Origin of the sequence: Streptomyces sp. E11-3, from assembly GCF_046540415.1 — a bacterium.
GTDB lineage: Bacteria > Actinomycetota > Actinomycetes > Streptomycetales > Streptomycetaceae > Streptomyces.
Genome location: NZ_JAZGRL010000001.1, coordinates 1779980 through 1805402, shown reverse-complemented (window position 1 = coordinate 1805402; position 25423 = coordinate 1779980). Strand labels below are relative to the sequence as shown.

Annotated in this window: 27 protein-coding genes; 19 read left to right on the top strand and 8 right to left on the bottom strand. The window is 70.9% G+C overall.

The window, feature by feature from the left end; translation table 11 throughout:
- Positions 1–120: 120 nt before the first annotated feature.
- Genes U9R90_RS08125 through U9R90_RS08115 form a run of 3 tightly spaced genes read left to right on the top strand, consistent with a single transcriptional unit; the run spans position 121 to position 2619 of the window.
- The gene (locus tag U9R90_RS08125) at positions 121–714 is read left to right on the top strand and encodes a DUF5998 family protein (protein ID WP_411055716.1); all 594 of its coding nucleotides are present in this window, start codon (positions 121–123) and stop codon (positions 712–714) included.
- The gene (locus U9R90_RS08120; RefSeq protein ID WP_411055715.1) at positions 714–1913 is read left to right on the top strand and encodes an alkaline phosphatase family protein; all 1200 of its coding nucleotides are present in this window, start codon (positions 714–716) and stop codon (positions 1911–1913) included. The genes U9R90_RS08125 and U9R90_RS08120 overlap by 1 nt, the downstream gene beginning before the upstream one ends.
- Before the next feature lie 55 nt (positions 1914–1968).
- Positions 1969–2619, top strand: a complete 651-nt coding sequence (locus U9R90_RS08115) for a thymidine kinase (RefSeq protein ID WP_411055714.1) — start codon at positions 1969–1971, stop codon at positions 2617–2619.
- 34 nt (positions 2620–2653) lie between these two features.
- Here U9R90_RS08115 and U9R90_RS08110 read toward each other — a convergent pair whose 3' ends face one another.
- The gene (locus tag U9R90_RS08110) at positions 2654–3427 is read right to left on the bottom strand and encodes a VOC family protein (RefSeq protein WP_411055713.1); all 774 of its coding nucleotides are present in this window, start codon (positions 3425–3427) and stop codon (positions 2654–2656) included.
- A 219-nt stretch (positions 3428–3646) separates the two neighbouring features.
- Here U9R90_RS08110 and U9R90_RS08105 point away from each other — a divergent pair, with 219 nt between their 5' ends.
- Positions 3647–4474 carry a sulfurtransferase gene (locus U9R90_RS08105; RefSeq protein WP_411055712.1) on the top strand — a complete coding sequence of 276 codons (828 nt, stop codon included), beginning with the start codon at positions 3647–3649 and terminating at the stop codon, positions 4472–4474.
- 457 nt (positions 4475–4931) lie between these two features.
- Here U9R90_RS08105 and U9R90_RS08100 read toward each other — a convergent pair whose 3' ends face one another.
- Both U9R90_RS08100 and U9R90_RS08095 read right to left on the bottom strand, forming a co-directional pair.
- Positions 4932–6275, bottom strand: coding sequence for a D-arabinono-1,4-lactone oxidase (locus tag U9R90_RS08100; protein WP_411055711.1), 1344 nt, complete (start codon positions 6273–6275; stop codon positions 4932–4934).
- Positions 6211–7476 (bottom strand): MFS transporter, encoded by a 1266-nt coding sequence (locus U9R90_RS08095; protein ID WP_411055710.1) that lies wholly within the window; start codon positions 7474–7476, stop codon positions 6211–6213. The genes U9R90_RS08100 and U9R90_RS08095 overlap by 65 nt, the downstream gene beginning before the upstream one ends.
- Before the next feature lie 107 nt (positions 7477–7583).
- Here U9R90_RS08095 and U9R90_RS08090 point away from each other — a divergent pair, with 107 nt between their 5' ends.
- Together U9R90_RS08090 and U9R90_RS08085 are read left to right on the top strand one after the other, a co-directional pair.
- A complete protein-coding gene (locus U9R90_RS08090) occupies positions 7584–8720 on the top strand; it encodes a ferrochelatase (RefSeq protein ID WP_411055709.1) in 1137 nt (378 codons plus the stop codon).
- A 71-nt stretch (positions 8721–8791) separates the two neighbouring features.
- The gene (locus U9R90_RS08085) at positions 8792–9577 is read left to right on the top strand and encodes an inositol monophosphatase family protein (RefSeq protein WP_411057676.1); all 786 of its coding nucleotides are present in this window, start codon (positions 8792–8794) and stop codon (positions 9575–9577) included.
- A gap of 197 nt (positions 9578–9774) precedes the next feature.
- Here U9R90_RS08085 and U9R90_RS08080 read toward each other — a convergent pair whose 3' ends face one another.
- On the bottom strand, positions 9775–9948 hold the full coding sequence (locus U9R90_RS08080) for a hypothetical protein (protein WP_411055708.1): 174 nt from the start codon (positions 9946–9948) through the stop codon (positions 9775–9777).
- A 304-nt stretch (positions 9949–10252) separates the two neighbouring features.
- Here U9R90_RS08080 and U9R90_RS08075 point away from each other — a divergent pair, with 304 nt between their 5' ends.
- From U9R90_RS08075 to U9R90_RS08060, 4 genes are all read left to right on the top strand, one after another.
- Complete coding sequence (locus U9R90_RS08075) at positions 10253–10906, top strand: response regulator transcription factor (protein WP_411055707.1); 654 nt, start codon at positions 10253–10255, stop codon at positions 10904–10906.
- 7 nt (positions 10907–10913) lie between these two features.
- The gene (locus tag U9R90_RS08070) at positions 10914–12158 is read left to right on the top strand and encodes a sensor histidine kinase (protein ID WP_411055706.1); all 1245 of its coding nucleotides are present in this window, start codon (positions 10914–10916) and stop codon (positions 12156–12158) included.
- A 392-nt stretch (positions 12159–12550) separates the two neighbouring features.
- Positions 12551–12847 carry a DUF4193 domain-containing protein gene (locus U9R90_RS08065; RefSeq protein ID WP_003951337.1) on the top strand — a complete coding sequence of 99 codons (297 nt, stop codon included), beginning with the start codon at positions 12551–12553 and terminating at the stop codon, positions 12845–12847.
- A 12-nt stretch (positions 12848–12859) separates the two neighbouring features.
- Positions 12860–13747: a hypothetical protein gene (locus U9R90_RS08060; RefSeq protein WP_411055705.1), complete on the top strand. Its 888-nt coding sequence runs from the start codon at positions 12860–12862 to the stop codon at positions 13745–13747.
- 27 nt (positions 13748–13774) lie between these two features.
- Here U9R90_RS08060 and U9R90_RS08055 read toward each other — a convergent pair whose 3' ends face one another.
- Entirely contained in the window at positions 13775–14233 is a 459-nt protein-coding gene (locus U9R90_RS08055) for a DUF3093 domain-containing protein (protein WP_411055704.1), read from the bottom strand.
- A 58-nt stretch (positions 14234–14291) separates the two neighbouring features.
- On the opposite strand from U9R90_RS08055, the gene U9R90_RS08050 reads away from it, so the two are divergent.
- The 8 genes from U9R90_RS08050 (at position 14292) to U9R90_RS08015 (ending at position 21831) form a co-directional block, all read left to right on the top strand.
- Positions 14292–14873: a PaaI family thioesterase gene (locus tag U9R90_RS08050; RefSeq protein WP_411055703.1), complete on the top strand. Its 582-nt coding sequence runs from the start codon at positions 14292–14294 to the stop codon at positions 14871–14873.
- Positions 14870–15397: a dUTP diphosphatase gene (gene dut / locus U9R90_RS08045; protein ID WP_411055702.1), complete on the top strand. Its 528-nt coding sequence runs from the start codon at positions 14870–14872 to the stop codon at positions 15395–15397. Before U9R90_RS08050 ends, dut begins: the two co-directional genes overlap by 4 nt.
- 1 nt (position 15398) lies before the next feature.
- A complete protein-coding gene (locus tag U9R90_RS08040) occupies positions 15399–16181 on the top strand; it encodes a DUF3710 domain-containing protein (protein WP_411055701.1) in 783 nt (260 codons plus the stop codon).
- A gap of 165 nt (positions 16182–16346) precedes the next feature.
- Positions 16347–17090, top strand: coding sequence for an ABC transporter ATP-binding protein (locus tag U9R90_RS08035; RefSeq protein WP_411055700.1), 744 nt, complete (start codon positions 16347–16349; stop codon positions 17088–17090).
- Positions 17091–17240: 150 nt separating this feature from the next.
- Positions 17241–19784 carry an ATP-binding protein gene (locus U9R90_RS08030; RefSeq protein ID WP_411055699.1) on the top strand — a complete coding sequence of 848 codons (2544 nt, stop codon included), beginning with the start codon at positions 17241–17243 and terminating at the stop codon, positions 19782–19784.
- A gap of 77 nt (positions 19785–19861) precedes the next feature.
- A complete protein-coding gene (locus U9R90_RS08025) occupies positions 19862–20545 on the top strand; it encodes a response regulator (protein ID WP_411055698.1) in 684 nt (227 codons plus the stop codon).
- Positions 20546–20670: 125 nt separating this feature from the next.
- On the top strand, positions 20671–21069 hold the full coding sequence (locus U9R90_RS08020; RefSeq protein WP_411055697.1) for an OB-fold nucleic acid binding domain-containing protein: 399 nt from the start codon (positions 20671–20673) through the stop codon (positions 21067–21069).
- A gap of 3 nt (positions 21070–21072) precedes the next feature.
- Positions 21073–21831: a DUF3159 domain-containing protein gene (locus tag U9R90_RS08015; RefSeq protein WP_411055696.1), complete on the top strand. Its 759-nt coding sequence runs from the start codon at positions 21073–21075 to the stop codon at positions 21829–21831.
- 75 nt (positions 21832–21906) lie between these two features.
- On the opposite strand, the gene U9R90_RS08010 is transcribed toward U9R90_RS08015, so the two are convergent.
- Together U9R90_RS08010 and U9R90_RS08005 are read right to left on the bottom strand one after the other, a co-directional pair.
- Positions 21907–22569 (bottom strand): potassium channel family protein, encoded by a 663-nt coding sequence (locus tag U9R90_RS08010; protein WP_411055695.1) that lies wholly within the window; start codon positions 22567–22569, stop codon positions 21907–21909.
- On the bottom strand, positions 22566–23234 hold the full coding sequence (locus tag U9R90_RS08005; protein ID WP_411055694.1) for a potassium channel family protein: 669 nt from the start codon (positions 23232–23234) through the stop codon (positions 22566–22568). The genes U9R90_RS08010 and U9R90_RS08005 overlap by 4 nt, the downstream gene beginning before the upstream one ends.
- A gap of 225 nt (positions 23235–23459) precedes the next feature.
- Between U9R90_RS08005 and U9R90_RS08000 the strand changes: the two genes are divergently transcribed.
- On the top strand, positions 23460–24788 hold the full coding sequence (locus U9R90_RS08000) for a class I SAM-dependent RNA methyltransferase (RefSeq protein ID WP_411055693.1): 1329 nt from the start codon (positions 23460–23462) through the stop codon (positions 24786–24788).
- Between the two features lie 350 nt (positions 24789–25138).
- Here U9R90_RS08000 and U9R90_RS07995 read toward each other — a convergent pair whose 3' ends face one another.
- Entirely contained in the window at positions 25139–25279 is a 141-nt protein-coding gene (locus U9R90_RS07995) for a hypothetical protein (RefSeq protein ID WP_411055692.1), read from the bottom strand.
- Positions 25280–25423 lie beyond the last annotated feature (144 nt).

Sequence of the window (25423 nt, the reverse complement as noted above, 5' to 3'; positions counted from 1 at the left end):
CCCGCGTACTGAGAGCCTGTCCTCGAACCCCCGCCTGCGCCCCGACGCCCGGCACGCACCCTCAGCGGGCCCCGGCCGCGGAGGGCACGGCAGTCACCACACCCCCGTAGGATGGGGGCCATGGCGAAGACCGGTACGACGACCCAGGGGCTGCGCACGGCGATCGAGCGCAGCGGCTATTACCCGGCCCTCGTGGCCGAGGCGGTGGAAGCCGCTGTCGGCGGCGAGGCGATCGCGTCGTACCTGGTGCACCAGGAGACCACCTTCGACTCGAACGAAGTGCGCCGCCATGTCACGGTCCTCGTCCTGACCGGAACCCGCTTCATCGTCAGCCACACCGACGAGCAGGCTGCCGACAGCACCTCGCCGACGCCGTACGCCACCACGTCGACGGAGTCCGTCAAGATCGGCCGGATCTCCTCGGTCGTGGTCAGCCGTGTCGTCGCCAACCCCGAGAAGTACCAGCCGGGCGCCCTGCCCCGCGAGGTCCTGCTCACCATCGGATGGGGCGCCGTCTCCCGGATCGACCTGGAGCCCGCGGCCTGTGGCGACCCCAACTGCGAGGCGGACCACGGCTACACCGGCAACTCCACCGCGGACGACCTGAGCCTGCGGGTCAGCGAGGCCGGCGACGGCCCGGACACCGTGCGCCAGACCCTGGTCTTCGCCCAGGCACTCTCCGAGGCGACCGCGGCGACCGGCACCGGCCGCTGATGTCCCACCCCTCGCCCCCCACCGCCTGGCAGGACCCGGAACCCCTCGAGGTCGCCTCCGCGCCCGTGCCCGAGTACGGCAAGGGATCGCTGGCCGACCTGCTGCCGACCCTCGCGTCGGGCATGGGCGTGCCCGGCATGGAAGCGGCCATCCCCGAGCTCACCCCGGCCGACCGGAACTGCGTCTTCCTGATCGACGGCCTCGGCTGGGAGCAGCTGCTCGCCCACCCGGACGAGGCACCCTTCCTCACCTCGCTGCTCGCGAGCTCCCGCGGCGGCACCGGCCGCCCGATCACCGCGGGTTTCCCGGCCACCACCGCGACCTCGCTGGCCTCGGTCGGTACGGGCCTGCCGCCCGGCGACCACGGCCTGCCCGGCTACACCGTGCGCAACCCGGCCACCGGCGAGCTGATGAACCAGCTCCGCTGGAACCCCTGGACCCAGCCGCGCGTCTGGCAGCCGTACCCCACCGTCTTCCAGCTCACCGACGAGGCGGGCGTGCACACCGCCCAGGTCTCGTCGCCCACCTTCCGGGACACCCCGCTCACCAAGATCGCCCTGAGCGGTGGCTCCTTCCACGGCCGGCTCTCGGGCGAGGAGCGGATGGACCTCGCGGCCGGGCAACTCGCCGCGGGCGACCGTTCGCTGGTCTACACGTACTACGCGGAAGTGGACGGCAAGGGCCACCGCTTCGGCGTCGACTCCGACGCCTGGCGCGGCCAGCTGATGTACGTCGACCGGCTGGTCCAGCGGCTGGCCGAGCAGCTCCCGCCGCGCTCCGCGCTCTATGTCACCGCCGACCACGGCATGGTCGACATCCCCTTCGACGAGCAGTCCCGTATCGACTTCGACGAGGACTGGGAACTGCGCGCCGGGGTCGCCCTGCTGGGCGGCGAGGGCCGCGCCCGCCATGTGTACGCGGTCCCGGGCGCCGAGGCGGACGTCCTGACCTGCTGGCGCGAGGTGCTCGGCGAGCAGTTCTGGGTGGCGGGCCGGGACGAGGCGATCGCCGCGGGCTGGTTCGGACCGAGGGTGGACGAGCGGGTGCACGGACGCCTGGGCGACGTGATCGCCGCGGCCCGCGACGACGTCGTGATCATCGCCTCCGAGCGGGAGCCCAAGGAGTCGCTGATGGTCGGCAACCACGGCTCCATGACCCCCGCCGAACAGCTCGTACCGCTCCTCGAAGTACGTTCCTGACGCGCGTTCCGACGAGCGCCCCCCTCGCCTACACCTGAAAGGTCTTCAACACCCCATGTCCGAGCTGGTGTTCTTCTCGGGAACGATGGACTGCGGGAAGAGCACTCTGGCACTGCAGATCGGACACAACCGTTCCGCTCGCGGCCTCCAAGGCGTGATCTTCACCCGCGACGACCGTGCGGGCGAGGGCAAGCTCTCGTCACGCCTGGGCCTGGTCACCGACGCGGTCGAGGCCGACGAGGGCATGGACCTGTACGCCTATCTCGTCGACCACATCTCGCGCGGCGGCCGCGCTGACTACGTGATCGTCGACGAGGCGCAGTTCCTCGCCCCCGCCCAGATCGACCAACTCGCCCGCATCGTGGACGACTTGGAGCTGGATGTCTTCGCCTTCGGGATCACCACCGACTTCCGGTCCAAGCTGTTCCCCGGCTCGCAGCGCCTGATCGAACTCGCCGACCGCCTGGAGGCGCTGCAGGTCGAGGCGTTGTGCTGGTGCGGCGCGCGGGCCACGCACAACGCCCGTACGGTCGGCGGCGTGATGGTCGTCGAAGGCGCCCAGGTGGTCGTGGGCGATGTCAACCAGCTGGCGGGGGAGGTCGGTTACGAGGTCCTGTGCCGACGCCACCACCGGCGCCGGATGACCAGCGCCACCGCCCACGCGGGCGCCCTCTCACCGGACGTCCTGCCGGTGACCTCCGCCTGACCCGTCAGCCGTACGTCCGGCAGCCGTACGTCCGTCAGCGGGCCGACCGTACGACCGTGAAGGCCGCACCCTCGGGGTCCGCGACGGTCGCCATCCGGCCGTGCCCGCCGTCGCGCGCGGGACGCAGCACATGGCCGCCGAGTTCGACGACCCGCTGCACCGTGTCGTCGGTGTCCTCGACCTCGAAGTACGTCATCCAGTGCGCGCCCAGATCGCGCGGCAGGGCGTTCCCCACGCCGTGCACCCCGGCCACCGGGCGCCCGTCCAGATGGAGCGTCAGATAGTCGAAGTCGGCCGAGACCACGGCCTCTTCCTCGTATCCGAAGAGGTGCTGGTAGAACTTGCCGACGGACGCGGTGTCGCGGGTCACCAACTCATTCCACACCGGAGTGCCCGGCACGCCCTTCACCGCCGCTCCCGCGTGCGCGGCGGCCTGCCAGATGCCGAACACGGCGCCCGCCGGGTCGGAGGCGATGGCCAGCCGCCCGGCCTCTCCGGCGTCCAGCGGACCGACCGCGACGGTGCCGCCGCAGTGCCGGATCATCTCCGCCGTGGCGTGCGCGTCGTCCGTTGCCAGATAGGGCGTCCAGGCGATCGGCAGATGCCGGTCGGCCGGCAGGTGGCCGATCCCGGCCACCTCGTGTCCGTCGAGCAGCGCACGGACGTACGGGCCGAGCTGCTGTGGCCCCGGCAGGAACTCCCAGCCGAACAGCGCGCCGTAGAACTTCTGGGTGGCGGCCATGCCGTGCACCATCAGACTCTCCCAGCACGGCGTGCCAGGTGTGTGCCGAGCTGCGGACTCGGTCATCGTCACTCTCTCCTCGGACCGTCATGGTGAGCCACGGGATGCCAAGACCAGATGCTCGCACCACCGGTCGCACGCTGCGCTCCGGCCGCGCCGCATCTGCAAGTTCCCCGCGAGAGGATGCCCGTTTCGCTGTTACTCGGTGTCGATCAACGGAACACCCGGCGGTGCAGGCTAACCGCCCCTGGACGAGGCGGCCAGACCTTACGCAAGGATGTGGCCATGAATGCCATCATCTCCGCATCCGAACTTGCGGTCGAGTCGACAGGTGACTACCCACCGGTAGTCCTGGATATTCGCTACCAGATGGGTGCGCCGCACGGCCGCCCCGCGTACGAGGCCGGGCACATCCCCGGCGCGGTCTTCATCGACCTGGAGGCCGAGTTGGCCGGGCCACCCGGGTCCGGTGGCCGCCATCCGCTGCCCGACCTGGAGGTCTTCGGTACGGCGATGAGGGCGGCCGGGGTCTCGGCGGCCCGCCCGGTGGTGGTGTACGACGGCGGGCAGGGCTGGGCCGCGGCGCGCGCCTGGTGGCTGCTGCGCTGGGCGGGGCACCCTGCGGTACGGGTCCTGGACGGTGGGCTCGCCGCGTGGGACGGGCCGCTCTCCTCGTCCCCGCCGTCCCCGGCACCGGGTGACTTCGTCCCCGTACCCGGGGCCCTGCCGGTCCTCGACGCCGACGGGGCCGCCGCGCTCGCCCGCACCGGGGTGTTGCTGGACGCGCGCGCGGCGGAGCGCTACCGGGGTGAGGTGGAGCCGATCGACCCGGTCGCCGGTCATATCCCGGGCGCGCTCTCGGCCCCGACCTCCGAGAACGTCGACGCGACCGGTCGCTTCCTGCCGCCCGACGCTCTCGCGGCCCGCTTCGAGCGCCTCGGCGCCGGGGTGGCGGCGGAGGTCGGTGTGTACTGCGGCTCGGGTGTCTCGGCCGCGCAGCAGATCCTGGCGCTCGCGGTCGCGGGCATCCCCGCGGCCCTCTACCCGGGCTCCTGGTCAGAGTGGACCGCGGACCCCTCCCGCCCCGTGGCAACGGGCCCAAGCCCACGCTAGCCCCGTGCCGGGGTGAGGGCGCGGCCTCGGGCTTGCCGTGGCGGGGTGAGGGCGCGCCCTCGGGCTTGTCTTCACGGTGCCCCGTGGCGAGGGGAGGGTGTTGCCCTTCGGGCTTGGTGGAATGGGCGCACCCCGTGGCGAGGGGTTGTGCCCACCCTCCCCCACTCTCGACTTCGCTCGAGCGGGAGGTGCCCCCCTCGCCCTGCGGAACGATTGCCCACAACAAGGGGGGCGACAATGCGGCTGGNGCGACAACACCCCCAGTGGCGCCCCGACCCCGGACAGCGACCCAACCCAGAACGACGGCGACCACAAGCCGACGCCGACCCCGACGCCTACACCCACCCCCACACCGACGCCTACTCCGACCCCAACCCCCACACCCGACCCCTCGGACAACGGCACAGAAGACAACACCGTCCAGGACGGCACCAGCACACCCGAAGAGTAAGAACGCCTACGCGCCCAGCACCCGTCGCAGATAGTCGTTGCCGAACACCCGGTCCGGGTCCAGCCGTTCGCGCAGGGCGGTGAACTCGTCGAACCGCGGATAGACCGACGCCAGGTACTCCGCGTCCCGCGTGTGCACCTTCCCCCAGTGCGGCCGCCCGCCATGGGCGGTGAAGATCCGCTCGGCGGCGGTGAAGTACGCCTGATAGGGCGTGCCCCGGTACATGTGGACGGCGATGTACGCGGTGTCGCGCCCCGAGGCCGTGGACAGCGCGATGTCGTCCGCGGGTGCGGTACGGACCTCGACCGGGAAGCTGATCCGCAGCGGCGAGCGGTCGACCATGGCCCGCAGTTCGCGCAGCGTCTCGACGAGGGCCGAGCGGTCGATCGCGTACTCCATCTCCATGAAGCGCACCCGGCGCGGTGATGTGAAGACCTTGTAGGGGATGTCGGTGTAGGTGCGGGCGGAGAGTGCCCGACTGGAGACCTTGGCCATGGCGGGAATCGTCGCGGGAAAGGCCCGGCCCAGGGAGTTGGCCGCCTGGAAGACCCCGTTGGACAGGAACTCGTCCTCGAACCAGCCGCTGACCGCACCCACCGGCGCCTCGGGGCCCGCGCTGCGGTTGTTGCGCTTGGTGTTGCAGTTGCCGGTGTGCGGGAACCAGTAGAACTCGAAGTGCTCGTTCTCGGCGACGTGCTGGTCGAACTCCGCGGTCACCTGCTCGAAGCTCATGGGCGCCTCGCGGGCGGTCAGCAGGAAGAGGGGCTCGACGGCGAAGGTGATCGCGGTGACGATGCCCAGCGCGCCGATGCCGATCCGGGCCGCGGCGAAGACCTCGGGGTTCTCCTTCGCGGAGCAGCGCAGCACCGATCCGTCGGCGGTGACCAGCTCAAGTCCGCGTATCTGTGCGGCGATCGAGGCCGAGTCGCGGCCGGTGCCGTGGGTGCCGGTGCTGGTGGCGCCCGCGACGGTCTGCTCCATGATGTCGCCCATGTTCGTGAGCGACAGGCCCTCCCTGGCCAGCGCCAGGTTCAGCCGCTTCAGTGGAGTCCCGGCCTGCACGGTGACGGTGCCGGCCGCGCGGTCGATTCCGCGGATGCCGGTGAGGAGTTCGGGGCGGATCAGCACACCGTCGGTCGCGGCGACCGAGGTGAAGGAGTGCCCGGTGCCGACGGCCTTCACCCGGTGCCCGTCATCGGCGGCCTGACGTACCGCCGCGGCGAGCTCGTCCACGGACGCGGGCGAGACCTCCCGCGCCGGACGGGCGGTCACGTTCCCGGCCCAGTTACGCCACGGTCTCGGCGTCCTTCGCGGCCCGCTCGTCCGGCCGCCCCTGCTCACCGTGCTCATCGGTTCCTCCCCGCCGCGGCACCGGCCTGTTCAGCCGGCGGTACCCCAGGAGCCCGACCACGACCGCGACGGCACCGGAGGCGACCGGCACCGTGTACCCGGCCTTCGCCCCGGCCACGTCGATCACCCATCCCGCGACCGACGAGCCGAGCGCGATCCCGACCGCGAGCCCGGTACTCGTCCAGGTCATGCCCTCGGTCAGCTTCGCGCGGGGTACGTGCTGTTCGACGAGGGCCATGGTGGTCACCATCGTCGGTGCGATGGAAAGGCCCGCGACAAAGAGCGCCACGGCCAGAAACGCCAGGTTCCCGACCAGTTGAAGCGGGATCATACTCACGGCCATCGCGCAGACGCCCAGCAGCCACCTGCGGGCGGGCGCCGCCTTGAGGTCAAGGAGCCCGTAGACCACCCCGGCCAGGCACGAGCCCAGCGCGTACGCGGCGAGCACCAGGCTGGCGGCCGACTTGTGGCCCTGCTCGTCGGCGAAGGCGACCGTCACGACATCGATCGAGCCGAAGATCACTCCGGTGGCGACGAACGCCAGCATCAGCACCCGCAGGCCGCCGGAGCGCAGCGCCGAGCCCCCACCGTGCTGCTCGCGCGGTTGCGGCACGGGCTCGGTGGCGCGCTGCGAGGTCAGCCAGAAGACACCGGTCGCCAGGAACAGCGCGGCGAGCAGCGGCCCCGCCTCGGGGAACCAGGCCGTGGACAGGCCGATCGAGACGATCGGCCCGAAGATGAAGCAGATCTCGTCCACCACGGACTCGAAGGAGTACGCGGTGTGCAGTCGGCGCGGGTCGGTGCGGTAGAGCTCGGCCCAGCGCGACCTGACCATCGATCCCACGCTCGGCACAGAGCCCGCGAACGCGGCGAAGGCGAACAGGGTCCAGTCGGCCAGCCCCATCTTGGCCGAAACCAACAGACCCGCAACGGCGGTCAGCGAGACCAGAGTCGCGGGGCGCAGCACTCGGCGCTGGCCGTACCGGTCCACCAGCCGGGAGATCTGCGGGCCGATCGCCGCGACGGAGAGCGCGACCGTGGCCGAGAGCGCGCCCGCGAGCCCGTAGCGCCCGGTGAGCTGCGAGACCATCGTCACGATGCCGATCCCGAGCATGGCCAGCGGCAACCGTCCGATGAACCCCGCCGCGGAGAAGGTCCGGGTCCCGGGGGTGCTGAAGATCGTGCGGTACGGGCTGGCCAAGGAGCACTCCGGTAAGGTGTGTAACGGGTCGTTACAGCTTACGGCTGCTGTCTCATGCTCCGCACCGCTATTTCCACCGCGCTCGACGGGGGTGGCAGGATCGAGCCATGCCCGAAGCGCTTGATTCGACTGACTCGACCCCGTACGACGCCCTGCTGCTGCTCTCGTTCGGCGGTCCGGAAGGCCCCGACGACGTGGTGCCCTTCCTGGAGAACGTGACGAAGGGCCGCGGTATCCCCAAGGAGCGGCTCAAGGAGGTGGGTCAGCACTACTTCCTGTTCGGCGGCGTCAGCCCGATCAACGACCAGAACCGTGCGCTGCTCGACGCCCTGCGCAAGGACTTCGCGGACCACGGCCTGGACCTGCCGGTGTACTGGGGCAACCGCAACTGGGCGCCCTATCTGACCGACACCCTGCGGGACCTGGTGCGCGACGGCCGCCGCCGCGTCCTCGTCCTCGCGACCAGCGCGTACGCCTCGTACTCGGGCTGCCGCCAGTACCGCGAGAACCTCGCCGACGCCCTTGCGACCCTGGAGTCCGAGGGCCTGGAGCTGCCGAGGATCGACAAGCTCCGCCACTACTTCAACCACCCCGGCTTCGTACGCCCCATGATCGACGGCGTACTGAAGTCGCTCGCCGAGCTCCCCGAGGACGTACGCGCGGGGGCGCACCTCGCCTTCACCACGCACTCCATCCCGGACGCGGCGGCGGACAGCTCGGGCCCCGTCGAGGCGCATGGCGAGGGCGGCGCGTACGTGCGGCAGCACCTGGACGTCGCGCGGCTGATCGCCGAGGCCGTACGCGAGGAGACCGGGACCGACCACGCCTGGCAGCTGGTCTACCAGTCGCGGTCCGGAGCCCCGCACATCCCGTGGCTGGAGCCGGACATCTGCGATCACCTGGAAGAGCTGCACGGCCAGGACGTGCCGGCGGTGGTGATGGTCCCGATCGGCTTCGTGTCGGACCACATGGAGGTCCTGTACGACCTCGACACCGAGGCCACCGCCAAGGCCGCGGAACTCGGCCTGCCCGTGGCGCGCTCGGCGACCGTCGGCGCGGACCCGCGGTTCGCCGCGGCGGTGCGCGAGCTGGTTCTGGAGCGGGCGGCCATCGAGCGCGGGCAGGACGTACGGCCCTGCGCGCTCGGGACGCTCGGCGCGAGCCACGACCTGTGCCCCGTCGGCTGCTGCCCGGCACGGGCCCCGCGTCCCGCGGCCGCGGGCGCCGACAGCCCCTACGCGTAAGGAATCCCGTGACCGACCAACGCAAGGCCGACCTCAGGGCTGAGCTCAAGGCCGATCTCAATGCCGAACTCATGGACCTCGCGCTCCGGGCCGCTCACCAGGCGGGCGTGTTCCTGCGCGACGGGCGTCCCGACGACCTCGGGGTCGCGGCCACCAAGTCCAGCGCCGTCGATGTCGTCACCGAGATGGACATCGCCTCCGAGAAGATGATCACCGGCTTCCTCGCCGAGCACCGGCCGGACGACGGCTTCCTCGGTGAGGAGGGCGCGAGCGTCCAGGGCAGCAGTGGGGTGCAGTGGGTCATCGACCCCATCGACGGCACCGTCAACTACCTGTACGGGCGGCCCGCCTGGGCCGTGTCGATCGCGGCACGCGTGGGCGGCGCGGACGGCGAGACGGTCGTCGGCGTGGTGCACGCCCCGATGCAGGGCGAGACGTTCCGGGCCGCGCTGGGCGAGGGCGCGTACGTCAACGACCGGCCGCTGAAGGTACGCCCCGCGCCCCCGTTCGAGCAGGCCCTCCTCGGCACCGGCTTCGGCTACCTGACCGAGCGCCGGGTCCGGCAGGCGGAGGTCGTACGGCAGCTCATCCCCCAGGTACGGGACATCAGGCGCGGCGGGTCGGCGGCGATCGACCTGTGCGACGTGGCGGCGGGGCGCCTGGACGCGTACTACGAGCGCGGTCTCAACCCCTGGGACCTGGCGGCGGGCGACCTCATCGCCCGCGAGGCGGGGGCGGTCGTAGGTGGCCGCGCTCCCGGCGACGCCCCGTCGGGCGACCTCGTGGTGGCGGCCCCACCGGCCCTCTTCGAGCCACTGCGCGCCAAGCTGGACGCGCTGGGGGCGTGGCACGACTGAGCTTTCCCCATTTCAGCCCGGCCGGCGTTTGAGGCCATCTGTGAGCCCGGTCGGCGAGGCCTTTCGGGAAGGGGCGGGGTGGGGAACGAATCTCTAGACCCGCACCCGCACCCGCACCCGCACACCGGCCCGCGCACACACGAGGGCCCCGGCACCTGGCAAGGTACCGGGGCCCTCCTGAGCGTGGCGGCTAACGGCTAGGCGTTGGTCGCGCCGACCTCCACGCCATGCTCCGCCGCCAGGCGGTGCAGATCGTCAAGTTCGGCCTGCTCGACCTCCGCAAGGAAGTCGTCGCCGTCCTCGCGAGCCCGCGTGAGGTCGGTCTCGGTGGCCTTTATGCGTTGCAGGAGCCCTGCGGTGAATGCGTCCATGGTGCGCGCCCCCTCGTCGTGGGTCGTGGGTCGGTGGCACGGGGGTGTGCCCTCGGCAAGGGGCGATCACGGCTCTTCCACGCCTGCGGAAGCAGTTCGTGGCATGCCACATGCAGAGCGTGATCGCGGGTGTGCAGTCGTCCTCCCCTGGGTGCCTTCCGAGGAAACCTCAACCGGTCCGGGAATCCCCGAATTCCCGGCCGGAGGACCGCCTTACAGCCGGTTTATGGCCGAAACGGGCAGGATGGAGGCCTGCCCAGTGACATCAGAGCCTGCCTGCGCGGGCCCAGAGGAAGGACACGACGTGCGCGTACTCGTCGTCGAGGACGAGCAACTGCTCGCCGATGCGGTGGCCACCGGACTGCGCCGGGAGGCCATGGCCGTCGACGTGGTGTACGACGGGGCGGCCGCCCTGGAGCGTATCGGGGTGAATGACTACGACGTGGTCGTACTCGACCGGGACCTCCCGCTCGTGCACGGCGACGACGTCTGCCGCAAGATCGTCGAGCTCGGCATGCCCACCCGGGTACTGATGCTCACCGCGTCCGGCGACGTCAGCGACCGCGTCGAGGGTCTGGAGCTGGGCGCGGACGACTACCTTCCCAAGCCCTTCGCCTTCACCGAACTGACGGCACGCGTGCGTGCCCTGGGACGGCGTACGACGGTGGCCCTGCCGCCCGTCCTGGAGCGCTCCGGCATCAAGCTCGACCCCAACCGCCGCGAGGTCTTCCGGGACGGCCGGGAGATCCAGCTGGCGCCGAAGGAGTTCGCGGTCCTTGAGGTGCTGATGCGCAGCGAGGGCGCGGTCGTCTCGGCCGAGCAGCTCCTGGAAAAGGCCTGGGACGAGAACACCGACCCCTTCACCAACGTCGTACGGGTCACCGTGATGACCCTGCGGCGCAAGCTCGGCGAGCCCGCCGTCATCGTGACCGTGCCCGGCTCGGGATACCGGATCTGAACCTTCCATGACCGCGACCCCGGTGCCGCCTTCGGCACCTCCCAAGCCGACCTGGGACCCCGTACGTCCCGAGCCGCCCTTCCCGTGGCTGCGTCCGACGATCCGGATACGGCTCACGCTGCTCTACGGCGGGATGTTCCTGATCGCGGGCATCCTGCTGCTCTCGATCATCTACCTCCTCGCGGCACAGGCCCTGCACGACGGGTCCGTACCGAACCTGAAGATCACCAGCGACGGCCAGGTGACGATCTCCAGCCCGCAGTGCCCTGCGGTCGCCGGTGCTGTCAACCAGGACCAGCTGAACACCGCCATCTCGCAGTGCGCCGACACCCTGCGCCAGCGCGCCCTGGACAACCTCCTGAGCCGCTCGCTGCTCGCCCTGCTCGGGCTCAGCGTGATCGCGTTCGCCTTCGGGTACGCGATGGCGGGACGGGTGCTGTCGCCGCTCGGCCGGATCACCCGGATCGCCCGCCAGGTGGCCGGCTCGGACCTCTCCCGCCGGATCGAGCTGGACGGCCCGGACGACGAGCTCAAGGAGCTCTCGGACACCTTCGACGAGATGCTGGAACGGCTGGAGCGGGCCTTCACCGCCCAGCAGAGGTTCGTCGCCAACGCCTCGCACGAGCTGCGGACCCCGCTGGCGATCAACCGCACCCTGCTGGAGGTGCAGCTCTCCGACCCGGGGGCGCCCCCCGAGCTCCAGCAGCTGGGCAAGACCCTGCTGGCCACCAACGAGCGCAGCGAACAGCTGGTGGAGGGCCTGCTGCTGCTCGCCCGCAGCGACAACCAGATCGTGGAGCGCAAGCCCGTGGACCTCGCCGAGGTCGCCTCGCGCGCCATCGACCAGGTGCGCGCCGAGGCGCTGGACAAGGGCGTCGAGATCCGCGGCGAGCGGGCGCTCGCGGTGGTCCAGGGCAACGGCGTACTGCTGGAGCGGATCGCGCTGAACCTGGTGCAGAACGCCGTGCGGTACAACGTCCCCGAGGCCGGCTGGGTGGAGGTGCGCACCGAGGTCCAGCACGGCCAGGCGGTGCTCCTGGTGGCCAATACGGGCCCTGTGGTGCCCGCCTACGAGATCGACAACCTCTTCGAGCCCTTCCGTCGGCTGCGCACGGAGCGCACCGGCAGCGACAAGGGCGTGGGGCTCGGGCTCTCCATCGCACGATCGGTGGCGCGGGCTCACGGAGGCCGTATCATCGCCGAGCCGCGTGAGGGGGGTGGTCTCGTGATGCGAGTCACCCTGCCCATCTGAGATGCTTCTGCGGATTCGCCTCAAGTTCGCTTTTAGCGGAATTTTCGGGACCTGCTCCCGGGAGATCCGTGTGGGATCGATCACAAGGGCGAATTTCCAGCCATCTACTCTCCGTGATCGCCGAGGTCGCCAGAAAGCCGGGAAAATCCGGGTTTTGGGGGGTCTTGATCACGGGAAGTACACGGGGTGGCGCCCGTGAACTGCGATATTCGGACCGTGTACGGTCCTCCTCGCCATCTAACCGATCACCTCTTCAGGGGTGCGGTTGGGTGTCGATTGAGTAACAGACCTTGATGTGAGGCAAAATCTCCGCCTCGGGTCGGGCACAAGTCCGGCCTCTCACGCGTTACGTGCGCTGGAGACACTGCAGACACCCGGAGGGGGAGAGCGACATGGCAACGGATTACGACACCCCACGTAAGACCGATGACGACCTCAATGAGGACAGCATCGAAGAACTGAAGGCGCGGAGGAACGACAAGTCGACGTCGACCGTCGACGTCGACGAGTTCGAGGCCGCGGAAGGCCTTGAGCTGCCCGGCGCGGACCTGTCGAACGAGGAGCTCGCCGTCAGGGTGCTCCCCAAGCAGCAGGACGAGTTCACCTGCATGAGCTGCTTCCTGGTGCACCACAGGTCCCAGCTGGCGCGGGAGAAGAACGGTCAGCCCATCTGCCGCGACTGCGACTGAGGTCGGTCGGCCGTGACAGGGTCGATGCTGCCCCGGAAGCGACGCTTCCGTAAGGCGGCGGGCACCGCCCCGTGCGACGACGTCCGTGACGGTGAGCGAGGCCGGCAGGCCTCGCTCGAGCCAGCGGACAGCGCGGACGGGGACAGCCCCATGCCCAGGCCCGGCCGACTGGCAACAGCCAGGGACGGCGTACTCAAGGGCGGCCGCAGCACCATGGCCGCCGTCGGCCAGCTGGCCGACCGGATCATCGACATCGCACCGCGCGTCCCGGTGCGTGATCTCGCAACCCTGCGACAGCAGTTCCCGGGCCTGGGGCCCGAGCAGATCGCCGACAAACTGGTGGCAGGCGCCTGCCATGCCGCCTCGACCGTCGGCGCGGGCGTGGGGGTGGCCGCGGCGCTGCCCGTACCGCCCGCGATGCCCGCGGAGCTGGCCGCCGAGATCACCGGCGTCGCCGCGATCGAACTGAAGCTGATCGCGGAGCTGCGCGAGGTGTACGGGCTGCGCCCCGAGGGCACCCTCGCTCAGCGCTCCACCGCGTATCTGACCTCATGGACCCATGAGCGCGGGATCGACGTGGCCAAGACGGCGTCGATCAGCGCGGCACTCGGCACCCAGACGAAGCGCGAGCTGCGGCAGCAGATCATGAAGCGCACGGTCAGAAACCTGCCGAACCTGATGCCGTTCCTGGTGGGTGCGGCGATCGGCGCGGTCATGAACCGCCGTGACACCAAGAAACTCGCGGAGCGCATCCGCGCGGATCTGCGCAGGGCGCAGGTGCCATGGGAAGCGCTGCCCGAGTCGGCCCCGCCTGAGTCGGCCATGCCCGAGTCGGCACCGCCGGAGAGAGCGCCGCTGGAGTGGCAGAAGGCCCCTCAGCAGGCCCTCGAAGGCCCCTGAGAGCCCCGCCGGGAGCCGGGGCGAGGCTCAGGCCGAGCGGACCGCGTCCAGCGCGGCTGCCAGGCCCTGCGGATCGCGGGTCGACACATAGACGTACGGCGTCGGGTCCGACGGGTCCGTGACCGCTACGCGCAGCGCCGTAGGGATGTAGGCGCGCAGCAGCATGTAGGCGCGCGGATCGGCCTTGTGGGTGCGCCAGGCGCGCGCCTCGTCCGCGTCAAGCACCTCGGCCGCGCCCAGGGCGGCCACCGGAATCCGGGCATCCCCCACGACCAGCGAACCGGCCACCACCCGCACCCGTACCGAGCCGTACGAGCTCACCGCGACGGCCGCGAGCGCCCCGCCGCCGATCAGACCGCCGAGCATCGGCAGCGGACCGAGCGGCAGCAGCATCAGGCCGCCCGCGACCCCGAGCAGGGCCACGATGACCCACCACGAACGGGGCGCGGTGAGGCGTTCTTCGAAGAGCTGGGCTGAGGACTGCATAACGCCAAGCTTGGCACGGTGCTTCGGGCATGCGGCCACGCAGGTAGGGTCTGCGGCTGTGAGTGGACGAACATCGTTGACACCCCCCGACGACGCCGTGGCGCCGGAGCGGCATCCTGAGGCCCCGGCACCCGGCGAGCTGCTCGGTGCGCACTACGAGCACTGCTTCGGCTGCGGCGGGGGCCAGCCGCACGGACTGCACCTTGAGGCACGGGCCGCAGAGGGCGTGGCCATCACCGCGGAGTTCACGGTGAAGCCCGAGCACCAGGGAGCACCGGGCCTCGCGCACGGCGGCGTCCTGGCCACCGCCCTGGACGAGACGCTGGGCTCGCTGAACTGGCTGCTGCGCGTGATCGCGGTGACCGGACGCCTGGAGACGGACTTCGTACGCCCCGTTCCGGTGGACACCGTGCTGTATCTGGAGGCCGAGGTCACCGCGGTGGCCGGGCGCAAGATCTACTCCAGGGCCACCGGGCGGATCGGCGGCCCCGAAGGGCCCGTCGCGGTCCGGGCCGACGGCCTGTTCATCGAGGTCAAGGTCGACCACTTCATCGACAACGGCCGTCCCGCCGAGATCCAGGCCGCCATGGCCGACCCGGACCAGGTCAAGCGAGCCCGTGCCTTCGAGGTGAACCCGTGACCCGTGAGCCGCTCGCCGTACAGATCCGCCGCGTAGACCCGGACGTACCGCTTCCGGAGTACGCGCACCCCGGCGACGCCGGAGCCGATCTGCGGACCACCCAGGCCTGCGACCTCGCCCCGGGTGAACGCACGGTGCTGCCCACCGGGGTGGCCTTCGCGCTCCCCGAGGGGTACGCGGCCTTCGTACACCCGCGCTCCGGCCTCGCCGCCCGCTGCGGTGTCGCCCTCGTGAATGCCCCGGGGACGGTGGATGCCGGGTACCGTGGAGAGATCAAGGTGATCGTGGTGAATCTCGACCCGCGCGAGACCGTGCGGTTCGAGCGCTTCGACCGGATCGCCCAACTGGTCGTCCAACAGGTCGAGAAGGTGCGCTTCCACGAGGTCGCGGAACTTCCCGACTCGGTACGGGCCGAGGGGGGCTTCGGGTCCACCGGTGGCCATGCCGCTGTGGACGGCACAGCGGGCGATCCGCAGGGCGGGAACCAATACGCTTCGGTCGCATGCGACCGGGAAGGACAGTGACGTGTTCGGACGTCGTAAGAAGGGTGCCGCCGACGACGCGGCCGGCGAGGCCGAGCAGGTCGTCGAGGGCATGGACCCACAGGACGAGACAGACACGGCGGACGCGGCCGAGCCGCAGCGGGTGAGCCTGCCGCCCGCGCCCCGCCCCGACGGCCCCTGGGACGTCTCCGAGGTCCGTGAGCCCGGCGAGGGCCGGGTCGACCTCGGCGGCATCTTCGTGCCGGGAGTCGAGGGCATGGAACTGCGCGTCGAGGTGGCGGGCGACGCGATCGTCGCGGCGACCGTCGTCCTGCGCGACAGCGCCGTACAGCTGCAGGCCTTCGCCGCCCCCAAGAAGGAGGGCATCTGGGGCGAGGTCCGCGAGGAGATCGCCTCCGGCATCACCCAGCAGGGCGGCGTCATCGACGAGCTCGAAGGCCCGCTGGGCTGGGAGCTGCGCGCCCAGGTCCCGGTGCAGCTGCCGGACGGCACCGGCGGCGTACAGGTCGTCCGCTTCATCGGCTGTGACGGGCCGCGCTGGTTCCTGCGCGGCGTGATCTCCGGCCAGGGCGCGGTACAGCCCGAGGCCGCGGGACTGCTGGAGAGCATCTTCCGGGACACCGTGGTGGTCCGCGGCGACGCGCCGATGGCCCCGCGCGACCCGATCGTCCTCAAGCTGCCGGACGACGCCCAGATGGTGGCCGAAGGCGTCCAGCAGCAGGAGCCGCAGGCCCAGGAGGGCTCCCGCTTCGCCGGCGGGATGGGACAGCTCGCCCGCGGCCCGGAGATCACCGAGGTGCGCTGACGCCCCTAGCTCCCAGAGCGCTGAGGCCGGTGGCCCGTACATCCCGCGAGGGCGTACGGGCCACCGGCCTTTGCGCGCCCCAGGCACCAGTGAGGCCATTGCCCGGCACGGTGCTGTACGGCCATACTTGCGCGCTACGTACAGGGGCTAACGGGGGAGTGGGGCATGACCGAGGACACGAGCGGGCGCGGGAGTACCGCGCTGGCGGCACGGCCCGACGGGGACCCCATGCTCCGGGTCGAGGACCTGCACCGCTCGTTCGGCACCGGGGCCGCCGCCGTGCACGCGCTGCGCGGGGTCTCGTTCACCGTACCGCGCGGTGAGCTCGTCGCACTCAAGGGCCGCTCCGGATCGGGCAAGACCACCCTGCTCAACCTCGTCGGCGGGCTCGACGCACCGGACCAGGGACGGATCACCGTCGACGGCACCGACCTCTCCGGACTCGGCGAGGACGGCCTGCTCGCCCTGCGCCGCGACCGGGTCGGCTTCATCTTCCAGTCCTTCGGACTGATCCCGATCCTGTCGGCGGCCGAGAACGTCGGCGTACCGATGCGTCTGCGCAAGGCCGACCCCAAGGAGCGCGAGGAGCGCGTCGAGCTGCTGCTCTCCCTGGTGGGGCTCGCGGACCACGCGGCGCAGCGCCCCGGCGAGCTGTCCGGCGGCCAGCAGCAGCGGGTCGCCATCGCCCGCGCCCTGGCCAACCGGCCCGTCCTGCTGATCGCCGACGAACCCACCGGACAGCTCGACGCGGAGACCGGGCACGCCGTGATGGAGCTGCTGCGCGCCGTCGTCCGCAGCGAGGGCGTCACGGCGCTGGTCGCCACCCACGACGCGAACCTGCTCGACCTCGCCGACCGGGTCCTCGAGCTGCGCGACGGGCACATCGTCGAGGACAGCGAGCGCGGGTAGCACTCCCGAAACCGCGGTGCCGGAGGCATCAGAGTTGCGTCAAGGACGTCCTCCCGCCCGTCCGCTGTCCGTTTCGCCGTAGTTCATGGCGGTAGGTTCGCGGTAGGCACGCGCCGCGTACGCGGCGGTTTTCTGGAAGACAATGAGGCCATGGGACGCGGCAAGCTTCGGATATACGTCGGTTCGGCACCGGGCGTCGGCAAGACGTACGCGATGCTCTCCGAGGCACACCGCAGGGTGGAGCGCGGCACCGACTGCGTCGTCGCCTTCGTGGAGCACCACGACCGGCCGCGCACCGAGGTATTCCTGCACGGCCTGGAGCAGATACGGCGCCACGAGCTGGAGTACCGCGGCGCCGCCCTCACCGAGATGGACGTGGACGCAGTCCTGGAGCGTGCGCCCGCCGTCGCCCTGGTCGACGAGATGGCCCACACCAACGTCCCCGGCTCACGTAACGCCAAGCGCTGGCAGGACGTCGAGGAACTCCTGGCGGCCGGGATCGACGTCATATCGACGGTCAACATCCAGCACCTGGAGTCGCTGGGCGACGTGGTCGAGTCGATCACCGGGGTACGTCAGCGCGAGACCGTCCCCGACGAGGTCGTACGCCGCGCGGACCAGATCGAGCTCGTCGACATGTCGCCTCAGGCGCTGCGCCGGCGGATGGCGCACGGCAACATCTACCAACCCGACAAGGTCGACGCGGCCCTGTCCAACTACTTCCGCCCCGGAAACCTCACCGCGCTGCGCGAGCTGGCCCTGCTCTGGGTCGCCGACCGGGTCGACGAGTACCTCCAGCAGTACCGCGGTGAGCACAACATCCGCTCCACCTGGCAGGCCCGCGAGCGCATCGTCGTCGGGCTGACCGGCGGCGCCGAGGGCCGGACGCTGATCCGCCGCGCGGCCCGGATGGGCGCCAAGGGCTCCGGCAGCGAGATCCTCGCCGTCTACATCGCCCGCAGCGACGGCCTCACCGCCGCCTCGCCCAAGGAGCTGGCTGTCCAGCGCACCCTCGTCGAGGACCTGGGCGGCACCTTCCACCACGTCATCGGCGACGACATACCGGGCTCCCTGCTGGAGTTCGCCCGCGGCGTCAACGCCACCCAGATCGTGCTCGGCTCCAGCCGCCGCAAGTCCTGGCAGTACATCTTCGGGCCCGGCGTCGGCGCGACCGTCGCCCGCGAGTCGGGCCCCGACCTTGACGTGCACATCGTCACCCACGACGCGGTCGGCAAGGGCCGCGGACTGCCCGTGGCCCGCGGCGCCAGACTGGGCCGCTCCCGGATCGCCTCGGGCTGGGTGGTCGGCATCGGCGGCCCGGTCCTGCTGAGCCTGTCGCTGATCCACCTCGGTGGGGACCTCGGCCTGGCCAACCAGATGCTGCTGTTCCTGGCCCTGACCGTGGCCGCCGCGATGCTCGGCGGACTGCGGCCCGCGCTGGCCTCCGCGGCGTTCGGCTCGATGCTGCTGAACTACTACTTCACCGAGCCCGAGCACGAGTTCCTGATCTCCGCTCCCAGGAACATCGTCTCCATCCTGGTGTTCGTCGGTGTCGCGGTCGCGGTGGCCTCGGTGGTGGACCTCGCGGCCCGGCGCACCCACCAGGCCGCCCGGCTGCGCGCCGAGTCCGAGATCCTCTCCTTCCTCGCCGGCAGCGTGCTGCGCGGCGAGACCACCCTGGACGCCCTCCTGGAGCGGGTCCGCGAGACCTTCGGCATGGAGTCCGTCGCCCTCCTGGAGCGCGAGAGCGACGTCGAGCCGTGGGTGTGCGCGGGCAGCGTCGGACCCCGGCATCTGGGCCGCCCCGAGGACGCGGATGTGGACATGCCGGTCGGCGACCACATGGCGCTCGCGCTCTCCGGCCGCGTGCTGCCCGCCGAGGACCGCAGGGTGCTCGGCGCCTTCGCCGCCCAGGCCGCCGTGGTCCTGGACCGCCAGCGGCTGCAGAGCGAGGCCCAGCAGGCCCGCACCCTCGCCGAGGGCAACCGCATACGCACCGCCCTGCTCGCCGCCGTCAGCCATGACCTGCGTACCCCCCTGGCGGCCATCAAGGCGGCCGTCAGCTCGCTGCGCTCCGACGACGTGGCCTGGTCCCCGCAGGACCGGGCCGAGCTGCTCGCGGGCATCGAGGACGGCGCGGACCGGCTGAACCACCTGGTCGGCAACCTCCTGGACATGTCCCGGCTGCAGACCGGCACCGTCAACCCGCTGATCCGCGAGATCGACCTGGACGAGGTCGTCCCGATGGCGCTCGGCGGCGTACCGGACGACAGCGTGGAGCTGGACATCCCCGAGACGCTGCCGATGGTCGCGGTCGACAAGGGCCTGCTGGAGCGGGCCGTCGCCAACATCGTCGAGAACGCCGTCAAGTACAGCCCCGTCGAGACCGCCGTCACGGTGGCCGCGAGCGCGCTCGGCGACCGGGTCGAGGTCCGGGTCGTGGACCGCGGCCCCGGCGTCCCCGACGACGGCAAAGAGAACATCTTCGAGCCCTTCCAGCGCTACGGTGACGCTCCGCGGGGCGCCGGGGTGGGCCTGGGGCTCGCGGTCGCGCGGGGCTTCGTGGAGTCCATGAGTGGCACGCTGAACGCCGAGGACACCCCCGGCGGCGGCCTCACCATGGTCCTCACGCTGCCCGCCGTACCCGGACAGCCGCCGGCCAGACCCGACCTCTCCGCCCAGGTCACCTCATGACCGTCACCGAAGAAACCCGCGGCGAAGAAACCCGCGGCGAAGAAACCCGCAGCAGAAACAGCAGAAAGCAGGCCCACATGACCAGGGTGCTCGTGGTCGACGACGAGCCGCAGATCGTACGCGCCCTCGTGATCAACCTGAAGGCGCGCAAGTACGAGGTGGACGCCGCCGCCGACGGCGCGGCCGCCCTGCAGCTCGCGGCCGCCCGCCACCCGGACGTCGTCGTCCTGGACCTGGGGCTGCCCGACATGGACGGCGTCGACGTGATCCGGGGCCTGCGCGGCTGGACCCGGGTGCCGATCCTCGTCCTGTCCGCCCGGCACAGCTCGGACGAGAAGGTCGAGGCACTCGACGCGGGTGCGGACGACTACGTCACCAAGCCCTTCGGGATGGACGAGCTGCTGGCCAGGCTGCGCGCCGCGGTCCGCCGCGCCGAGCCCACCGGGGCCGGCGAGGACGACGTACTGGTGGACACCGAGGACTTCAGCGTCGATCTGGCCGCGAAGAAGGTGAACCGCGGCGGCCGGGACGTACGCCTGACCCCGACCGAGTGGCACCTCCTCGAGGTGCTGGTGCGCAACACCGGTCGTCTGGTCAGTCAGAAGCAGCTGCTGCAGGAGGTCTGGGGGCCCTCGTACGGCACCGAGACCAACTACCTGCGGGTCTACATGGCCCAGCTGCGCCGCAAGCTGGAGGTGGACCCCTCGCACCCCAGGCACTTCATCACCGAGCCGGGCATGGGATACAGATTCGAACGGTAGCCACCTGGAGCCGCCGCGTCCGGAACCGCCGAGTCCGGAACCGCCGCGTCCGGAACCGCCGTCACCGGTGTACCTGCGGCCACCGCCGTTGATCCCGCCCCGCCGGACCCCGGTAGGCTTTCTCTATGAGCCCAGTTCCTCGTTCAGAGAAGTCGGCGGGCCGGCTCCGCCGGATGTTCGGCCGACTGTCCTCCGCCCAGGAGGGGCTGGAGTCGGAGGAGCTCCTGGAGAAGTCGGCGACCGCGGGATGCACCCGCATCGACGACTGCCAGGACCGCGAGATGGTGACCGTTACTGGTACGTTGCGCACGGTCACCCTCAAGCCCCGGGCCGGAGTCCCGTCGCTGGAGGCGGAGCTCTTCGACGGCTCGGCCCCACTGGATGTGGTGTGGCTCGGCAGGCGCTCGATAGTGGGTATAGAACCTGGGCGCAGGCTGATCGCATCGGGCCGCATTTCCATGAACCGCGGCCGCAGGGTGCTCTTCAACCCCAAATACGAACTCAGACCGCTCGGACGGGAGTAGCCGGTGACGTCTGTCGACAAGCCGACCGATCAGGTGAGCCAGGACACCGGCGACGCGAGCCGCCCGGACGGCGACACCAAGGCAGTCACCCAGGCCGCCTTGCTCGACGCGTTCGGCGGCGTGCGGGGCACCGTGGAGACGATGGTCCCCGGGCTGCTCTTCGTGATGATCTACACGATCAACCGGGACCTGCACAGTGCGGCGATCGCCGCACTGTCGGTCTCGGTCCTGCTGGTCATCGTCCGGCTGGCCCGCAAGGACACCGTCAAGCACGCCTTCAGCGGCGTCTTCGGCGTCGCGGTCGGTGTGGCCTTCGCCCTCTTCACCGGCAACGCCAAGGACTTCTACCTGCCGGGCATGGTCTACGGCCTCGGCCTTGGCCTGGCCTTCTTCGTCTCCGCGCTGGTGGGGTATCCGCTGCTCGGCATCCTGCTCGGGCCGATCTTCCGCGAGAACCTCTCCTGGCGCACCCGCAATCCGGGGCGCAAGAAGGCCTACGTCAAGGCCAGCTTCGCCTGGGGCCTGATCTTCCTGGCCAAGGCCGCGATCCTCTTCCCGCTCTACTGGTGGGCGGACACCGCGCAGCTCGGCTGGGTGCTGATCGCGCTGAAGCTGCCGCCGATGGTCCTGGCCGTCTACTTCACGTGGGTGTTCCTGGCCAAGGCGCCGCCGCCGATCGACGTGTTCGCGGAGATGGAGGCCGAGGAGCGGGCCGAACAGGCCGCGAAGGAGCGCGCGGCGGCAGAGCGCGGCGAGGCGTAGCCGGCCGTACACGGCACTGGGGCCCGGCACCGGGAAGGTGCCGGGCCCTCGTCGTGTTCGTGACGCCCGGGCGCGTCAGGCGCGTACCGACAGCAGGTCCTCAAGCTGCTCCTCGCGGGCCTGGGCCGCCACGAACAGGAGCTCGTCGCCCGCCTCCAGGGAGTCGTCGGCGCCCGGCGTGAGCACCCGGGTGCCGCGGATGATCGTGACCAGCGAGGTGTCCTCCGGCCACTCGATGTCGCCGATCCGGGTGCCGGCCAGGGCCGACTCGGGCGGCAGCGTCAGCTCCACCAGGTTGGCGTCACCGTGGCTGAAGCGCAGCAGCCGGACCAGGTCGCCGACGCTGACCGCCTCCTCGACCAGGGCCGACATCAGCCGCGGCGTGGAGACCGCGACATCGACGCCCCAGGCCTCGTTGAACAGCCACTCGTTCCTCGGGTTGTTGACGCGCGCGACGACCCGCGGGACGCCGTACTCGGTCTTCGCCAGCAGCGAGACGACCAGGTTGACCTTGTCGTCGCCGGTCGCGGCGATCACCACCTGGCAGCGCTGCAGCGCCGCCTCGTCCAGCGAGGTGATCTCACAGGCGTCGGCCAGCAGCCACTCGGCGTGCGGCACCCGCTCCACCGAGATGGCGGTCGGCGCCTTGTCGATCAGGAGGACCTCGTGACCGTTCTCCAGCAGCTCACCCGCGATGGAACGGCCCACCGCGCCCGCTCCGGCAATGGCGACCCTCATCGGCGACCCTCCTTCGGGCCTTCGGCGAACGCCGCCTCGACCTTCTCGACCTCGTCGGTGCGCATCATCACATGCACCAGGTCGCCCTCCTGCAGCACCGTCTGCGAAGTCGGCAGCACCGCTTCGCCCAGCCGGGTGAGGAACGCGACCCGTACGCCCGTCTCCTCCTGCAGCTTGCTGATCTTGTGGCCGACCCAGGCGGTCGACGCGTACACCTCGGCCAGCTGTACCCCGCCGGTGGGGTCGCGCCACAGCGGCTCGGCCCCCGACGGCAGCAGCCGGCGCAGCATCTGGTCGGCGGTCCAGCGGACTGTGGCCACGGTCGGGATGCCCAGGCGCTGGTAAACCTCGGCGCGGCGCGGGTCGTAGATACGGGCCGCGACGTTCTCGATGCCGAACATCTCGCGGGCGACCCGGGCGGCGATGATGTTGGAGTTGTCGCCGCTGCTGACCGCGGCGAAGGCGCCGGCGTCCGCGATGCCCGCCTCGCGCAGGGTGTCCTGGTCGAAGCCGACTCCGGTGACCCGGCGGCCGCCGAAGCCGGAGCCCAGGCGGCGGAAGGCCGTGGGGTCCTGGTCGATCACCGCGACCGTGTGCCCCTGCTGCTCCAGGCTCTGCGCGAGTGCGGCCCCCACTCGCCCGCAGCCCATGATGACGATGTGCACGCCCGTCCTTCCGGCTGTTCTTCGTTGCGCACGAGACCCTGGGGCCTGTCGCCCTGATGAGGATGAGGCCCCGCTCAGGTTCCACAGCCCCTCTGATCTGAAGCCTGTCAGAAGCCTCTCAGACCGAGCCCCAAGCTACACATGGGCGGCGGAGGGCCGACTCCCACGTAGACTCGTAGGTTGTTGTCCCGCCGCACGCATTCGATCTCTTGGAGCCATCCCACCATGCAGGCAGAACCGAAGAACTCGCTGGTGGGTCAGGAGTACGAGGTCGAGATCGGCCCCGTCGCCCACGGCGGCCACTGCATCGCCCGTACCGCCGAGGGGCAGGTGCTGTTCGTCCGGCACGCGCTGCCCGGCGAGAAGGTCATCGCGCGCGTCACGGACGGCGAAGAGGACTCCCGCTTCCTGCGCGCGGACGCGGTCCAGGTACTGGAGGCGTCCAAGGACCGGGTCGAGGCCCCGTGCCCGTACGCCGGTCCCGGCAAGTGCGGCGGCTGCGACTGGCAGCACGCCAAGCCGGGCGCCCAGCGCCGCCTCAAGGGCGAGGTGATCGCCGAGCAGCTGCAGCGGCTCGCGGGGCTCACCCCCGAGGAGGCGGGCTGGGACGGCACCGTCATGCCCGCGGAAGGCGACAAGCTCCCGGCGGGAGAGGTCCCCGCCTGGCGCACCCGGGTGCAGTACGCCGTCGACGCCGACGGCCGCGCGGGCCTGCGCCGCCACCGCTCGCACGAGGTCGAGCCGATCGACCACTGCATGATCGCGGCCCCCGGCGTGAGCGAGCTGGGCATCGAGAAGCGCGCCTGGGACGGCATGGAGTCCATCGAGGCCATCGCGGCCACCGGCTCCAGCGACCGCCAGGTGATCCTCACCCCGCGCCCCGGCGCCCGCCTCCCGCTCGTCGAACTCGACAAGCCGGTCTCCGTCCTCCGCGTCGACGAACACGACGGCGGCGTGCACCGCGTACACGGCCGCGCGTTCGTCCGTGAGCGCGCCGACGACCGCACCTACCGCGTCGGCAACGGCGGCTTCTGGCAGGTCCACCCGCAGGCCGCGAACACCCTGGTCAGGGCCGTGATGCAGGGCCTGATGCCGCGCAAGGGCGAGATGGCCCTCGACCTGTACTGCGGCGTCGGCCTGTTCGCGGGCGCGATCGCCGACCGGGTCGGCGACCAGGGCGCCGTCCTCGGCATCGAGTCCGGCAAGCGCGCCGTCGAGGACGCCCGCCACAACCTCAAGGACTTCGACCGCGTCCGCATCGAACAGGGCAAGGTCGACCAGGCCCTGCCGCGCACCGGCATCACCGAGGTCGACCTGGTCGTCCTCGACCCCCCGCGCGCGGGCGCCGGCAAGCAGACCGTGAAGCACCTGTCGAGCCTCGGGGCGCGCCGCATCGCGTACGTCGCCTGCGATCCGGCGGCGCTGGCGCGGGACTTGGCGTACTTCCGGGAGGGGGGCTACAAGGTGCGGACGCTGCGGGCGTTCGATCTTTTCCCGATGACGCACCATGTGGAGTGCGTCGCGATCCTTGAACCGGCCGCGAAGAGCTCCTGACCTGCAGTTTTGTGCGTGCGCGTTATGTGCGGTGTGGGCGTTACGGGCGATATCTTGACGCTGAAATGGCGCTCGTGACGCTCATTTGACGCTCGTTCTGATGGGGTGTCAGGTGATCTGTCGAGCAGGTCTGGGATGTCAGGGGTTGCGTATGTCGATGGGTCTGGAGAGAGTGCGACGCTGCTGAGCGTCGATCTACTGAGTCCTGCTCGTCAGATGTCTCGCGCCACTTGCGGAACCATGACTCGCTCACGCCCAGAGCGCGGTACGAGACGGTGTACGGGACGCCGTGCTCGGTCTTGTTGTCGCTGATCACCCCGACCGCCGCGGCCGGGCACGCCGCAGCTACTTCACCCACAGGGCCATGCAGCGTTGGAGGAATGGCGCTCCATCACCAGCTCCTTGTTCTCCTTCTCCAACGCCGCGTTCTCCGCCGTCAGCCGGGCGATCAGCTCGTCCCTGTCCTCGGACGTATGCTTCCCGGCCCGCATCGCCCGCGAGACCCAGCTCGCCAGGGTCGTCTCGTTGATCCCAGCTCCTTCGCGACCTTGGGGACCGGCTTCCCGGACTCCGTCACTATCCGTACCGCCCCTCACGAAACTCCGCCGTGTTGCGATGCTTCTCTGCCATGACAA

Bases quoted from the DNA above. Each gene is read 5' to 3' on its own strand.
- U9R90_RS08125 (WP_411055716.1), top strand. From the start codon at position 121: ATGGCGAAGACCGGTACGACGACCCAGGGGCTGCGCACGGCGATCGAG.
- U9R90_RS08120 (WP_411055715.1), top strand. From the start codon at position 714: ATGTCCCACCCCTCGCCCCCCACCGCCTGGCAGGACCCGGAACCCCTC.
- U9R90_RS08115 (WP_411055714.1), top strand. From the start codon at position 1,969: ATGTCCGAGCTGGTGTTCTTCTCGGGAACGATGGACTGCGGGAAGAGC.
- U9R90_RS08110 (WP_411055713.1), bottom strand. From the start codon at position 3,427: ATGACCGAGTCCGCAGCTCGGCACACACCTGGCACGCCGTGCTGGGAG.
- U9R90_RS08105 (WP_411055712.1), top strand. From the start codon at position 3,647: ATGAATGCCATCATCTCCGCATCCGAACTTGCGGTCGAGTCGACAGGT.
- U9R90_RS08100 (WP_411055711.1), bottom strand. From the start codon at position 6,275: ATGAGCACGGTGAGCAGGGGCGGCCGGACGAGCGGGCCGCGAAGGACG.
- U9R90_RS08090 (WP_411055709.1), top strand. From the start codon at position 7,584: ATGCCCGAAGCGCTTGATTCGACTGACTCGACCCCGTACGACGCCCTG.
- U9R90_RS08085 (WP_411057676.1), top strand. From the start codon at position 8,792: ATGGACCTCGCGCTCCGGGCCGCTCACCAGGCGGGCGTGTTCCTGCGC.
- U9R90_RS08080 (WP_411055708.1), bottom strand. From the start codon at position 9,948: ATGGACGCATTCACCGCAGGGCTCCTGCAACGCATAAAGGCCACCGAG.
- U9R90_RS08070 (WP_411055706.1), top strand. From the start codon at position 10,914: ATGACCGCGACCCCGGTGCCGCCTTCGGCACCTCCCAAGCCGACCTGG.
- U9R90_RS08065 (WP_003951337.1), top strand. From the start codon at position 12,551: ATGGCAACGGATTACGACACCCCACGTAAGACCGATGACGACCTCAAT.
- U9R90_RS08055 (WP_411055704.1), bottom strand. From the start codon at position 14,233: ATGCAGTCCTCAGCCCAGCTCTTCGAAGAACGCCTCACCGCGCCCCGT.
- U9R90_RS08035 (WP_411055700.1), top strand. From the start codon at position 16,347: ATGACCGAGGACACGAGCGGGCGCGGGAGTACCGCGCTGGCGGCACGG.
- U9R90_RS08030 (WP_411055699.1), top strand. From the start codon at position 17,241: ATGGGACGCGGCAAGCTTCGGATATACGTCGGTTCGGCACCGGGCGTC.
- U9R90_RS08025 (WP_411055698.1), top strand. From the start codon at position 19,862: ATGACCAGGGTGCTCGTGGTCGACGACGAGCCGCAGATCGTACGCGCC.
- U9R90_RS08020 (WP_411055697.1), top strand. From the start codon at position 20,671: ATGAGCCCAGTTCCTCGTTCAGAGAAGTCGGCGGGCCGGCTCCGCCGG.
- U9R90_RS08010 (WP_411055695.1), bottom strand. From the start codon at position 22,569: ATGAGGGTCGCCATTGCCGGAGCGGGCGCGGTGGGCCGTTCCATCGCG.
- U9R90_RS08000 (WP_411055693.1), top strand. From the start codon at position 23,460: ATGCAGGCAGAACCGAAGAACTCGCTGGTGGGTCAGGAGTACGAGGTC.
- U9R90_RS07995 (WP_411055692.1), bottom strand. From the start codon at position 25,279: ATGCGGGCCGGGAAGCATACGTCCGAGGACAGGGACGAGCTGATCGCC.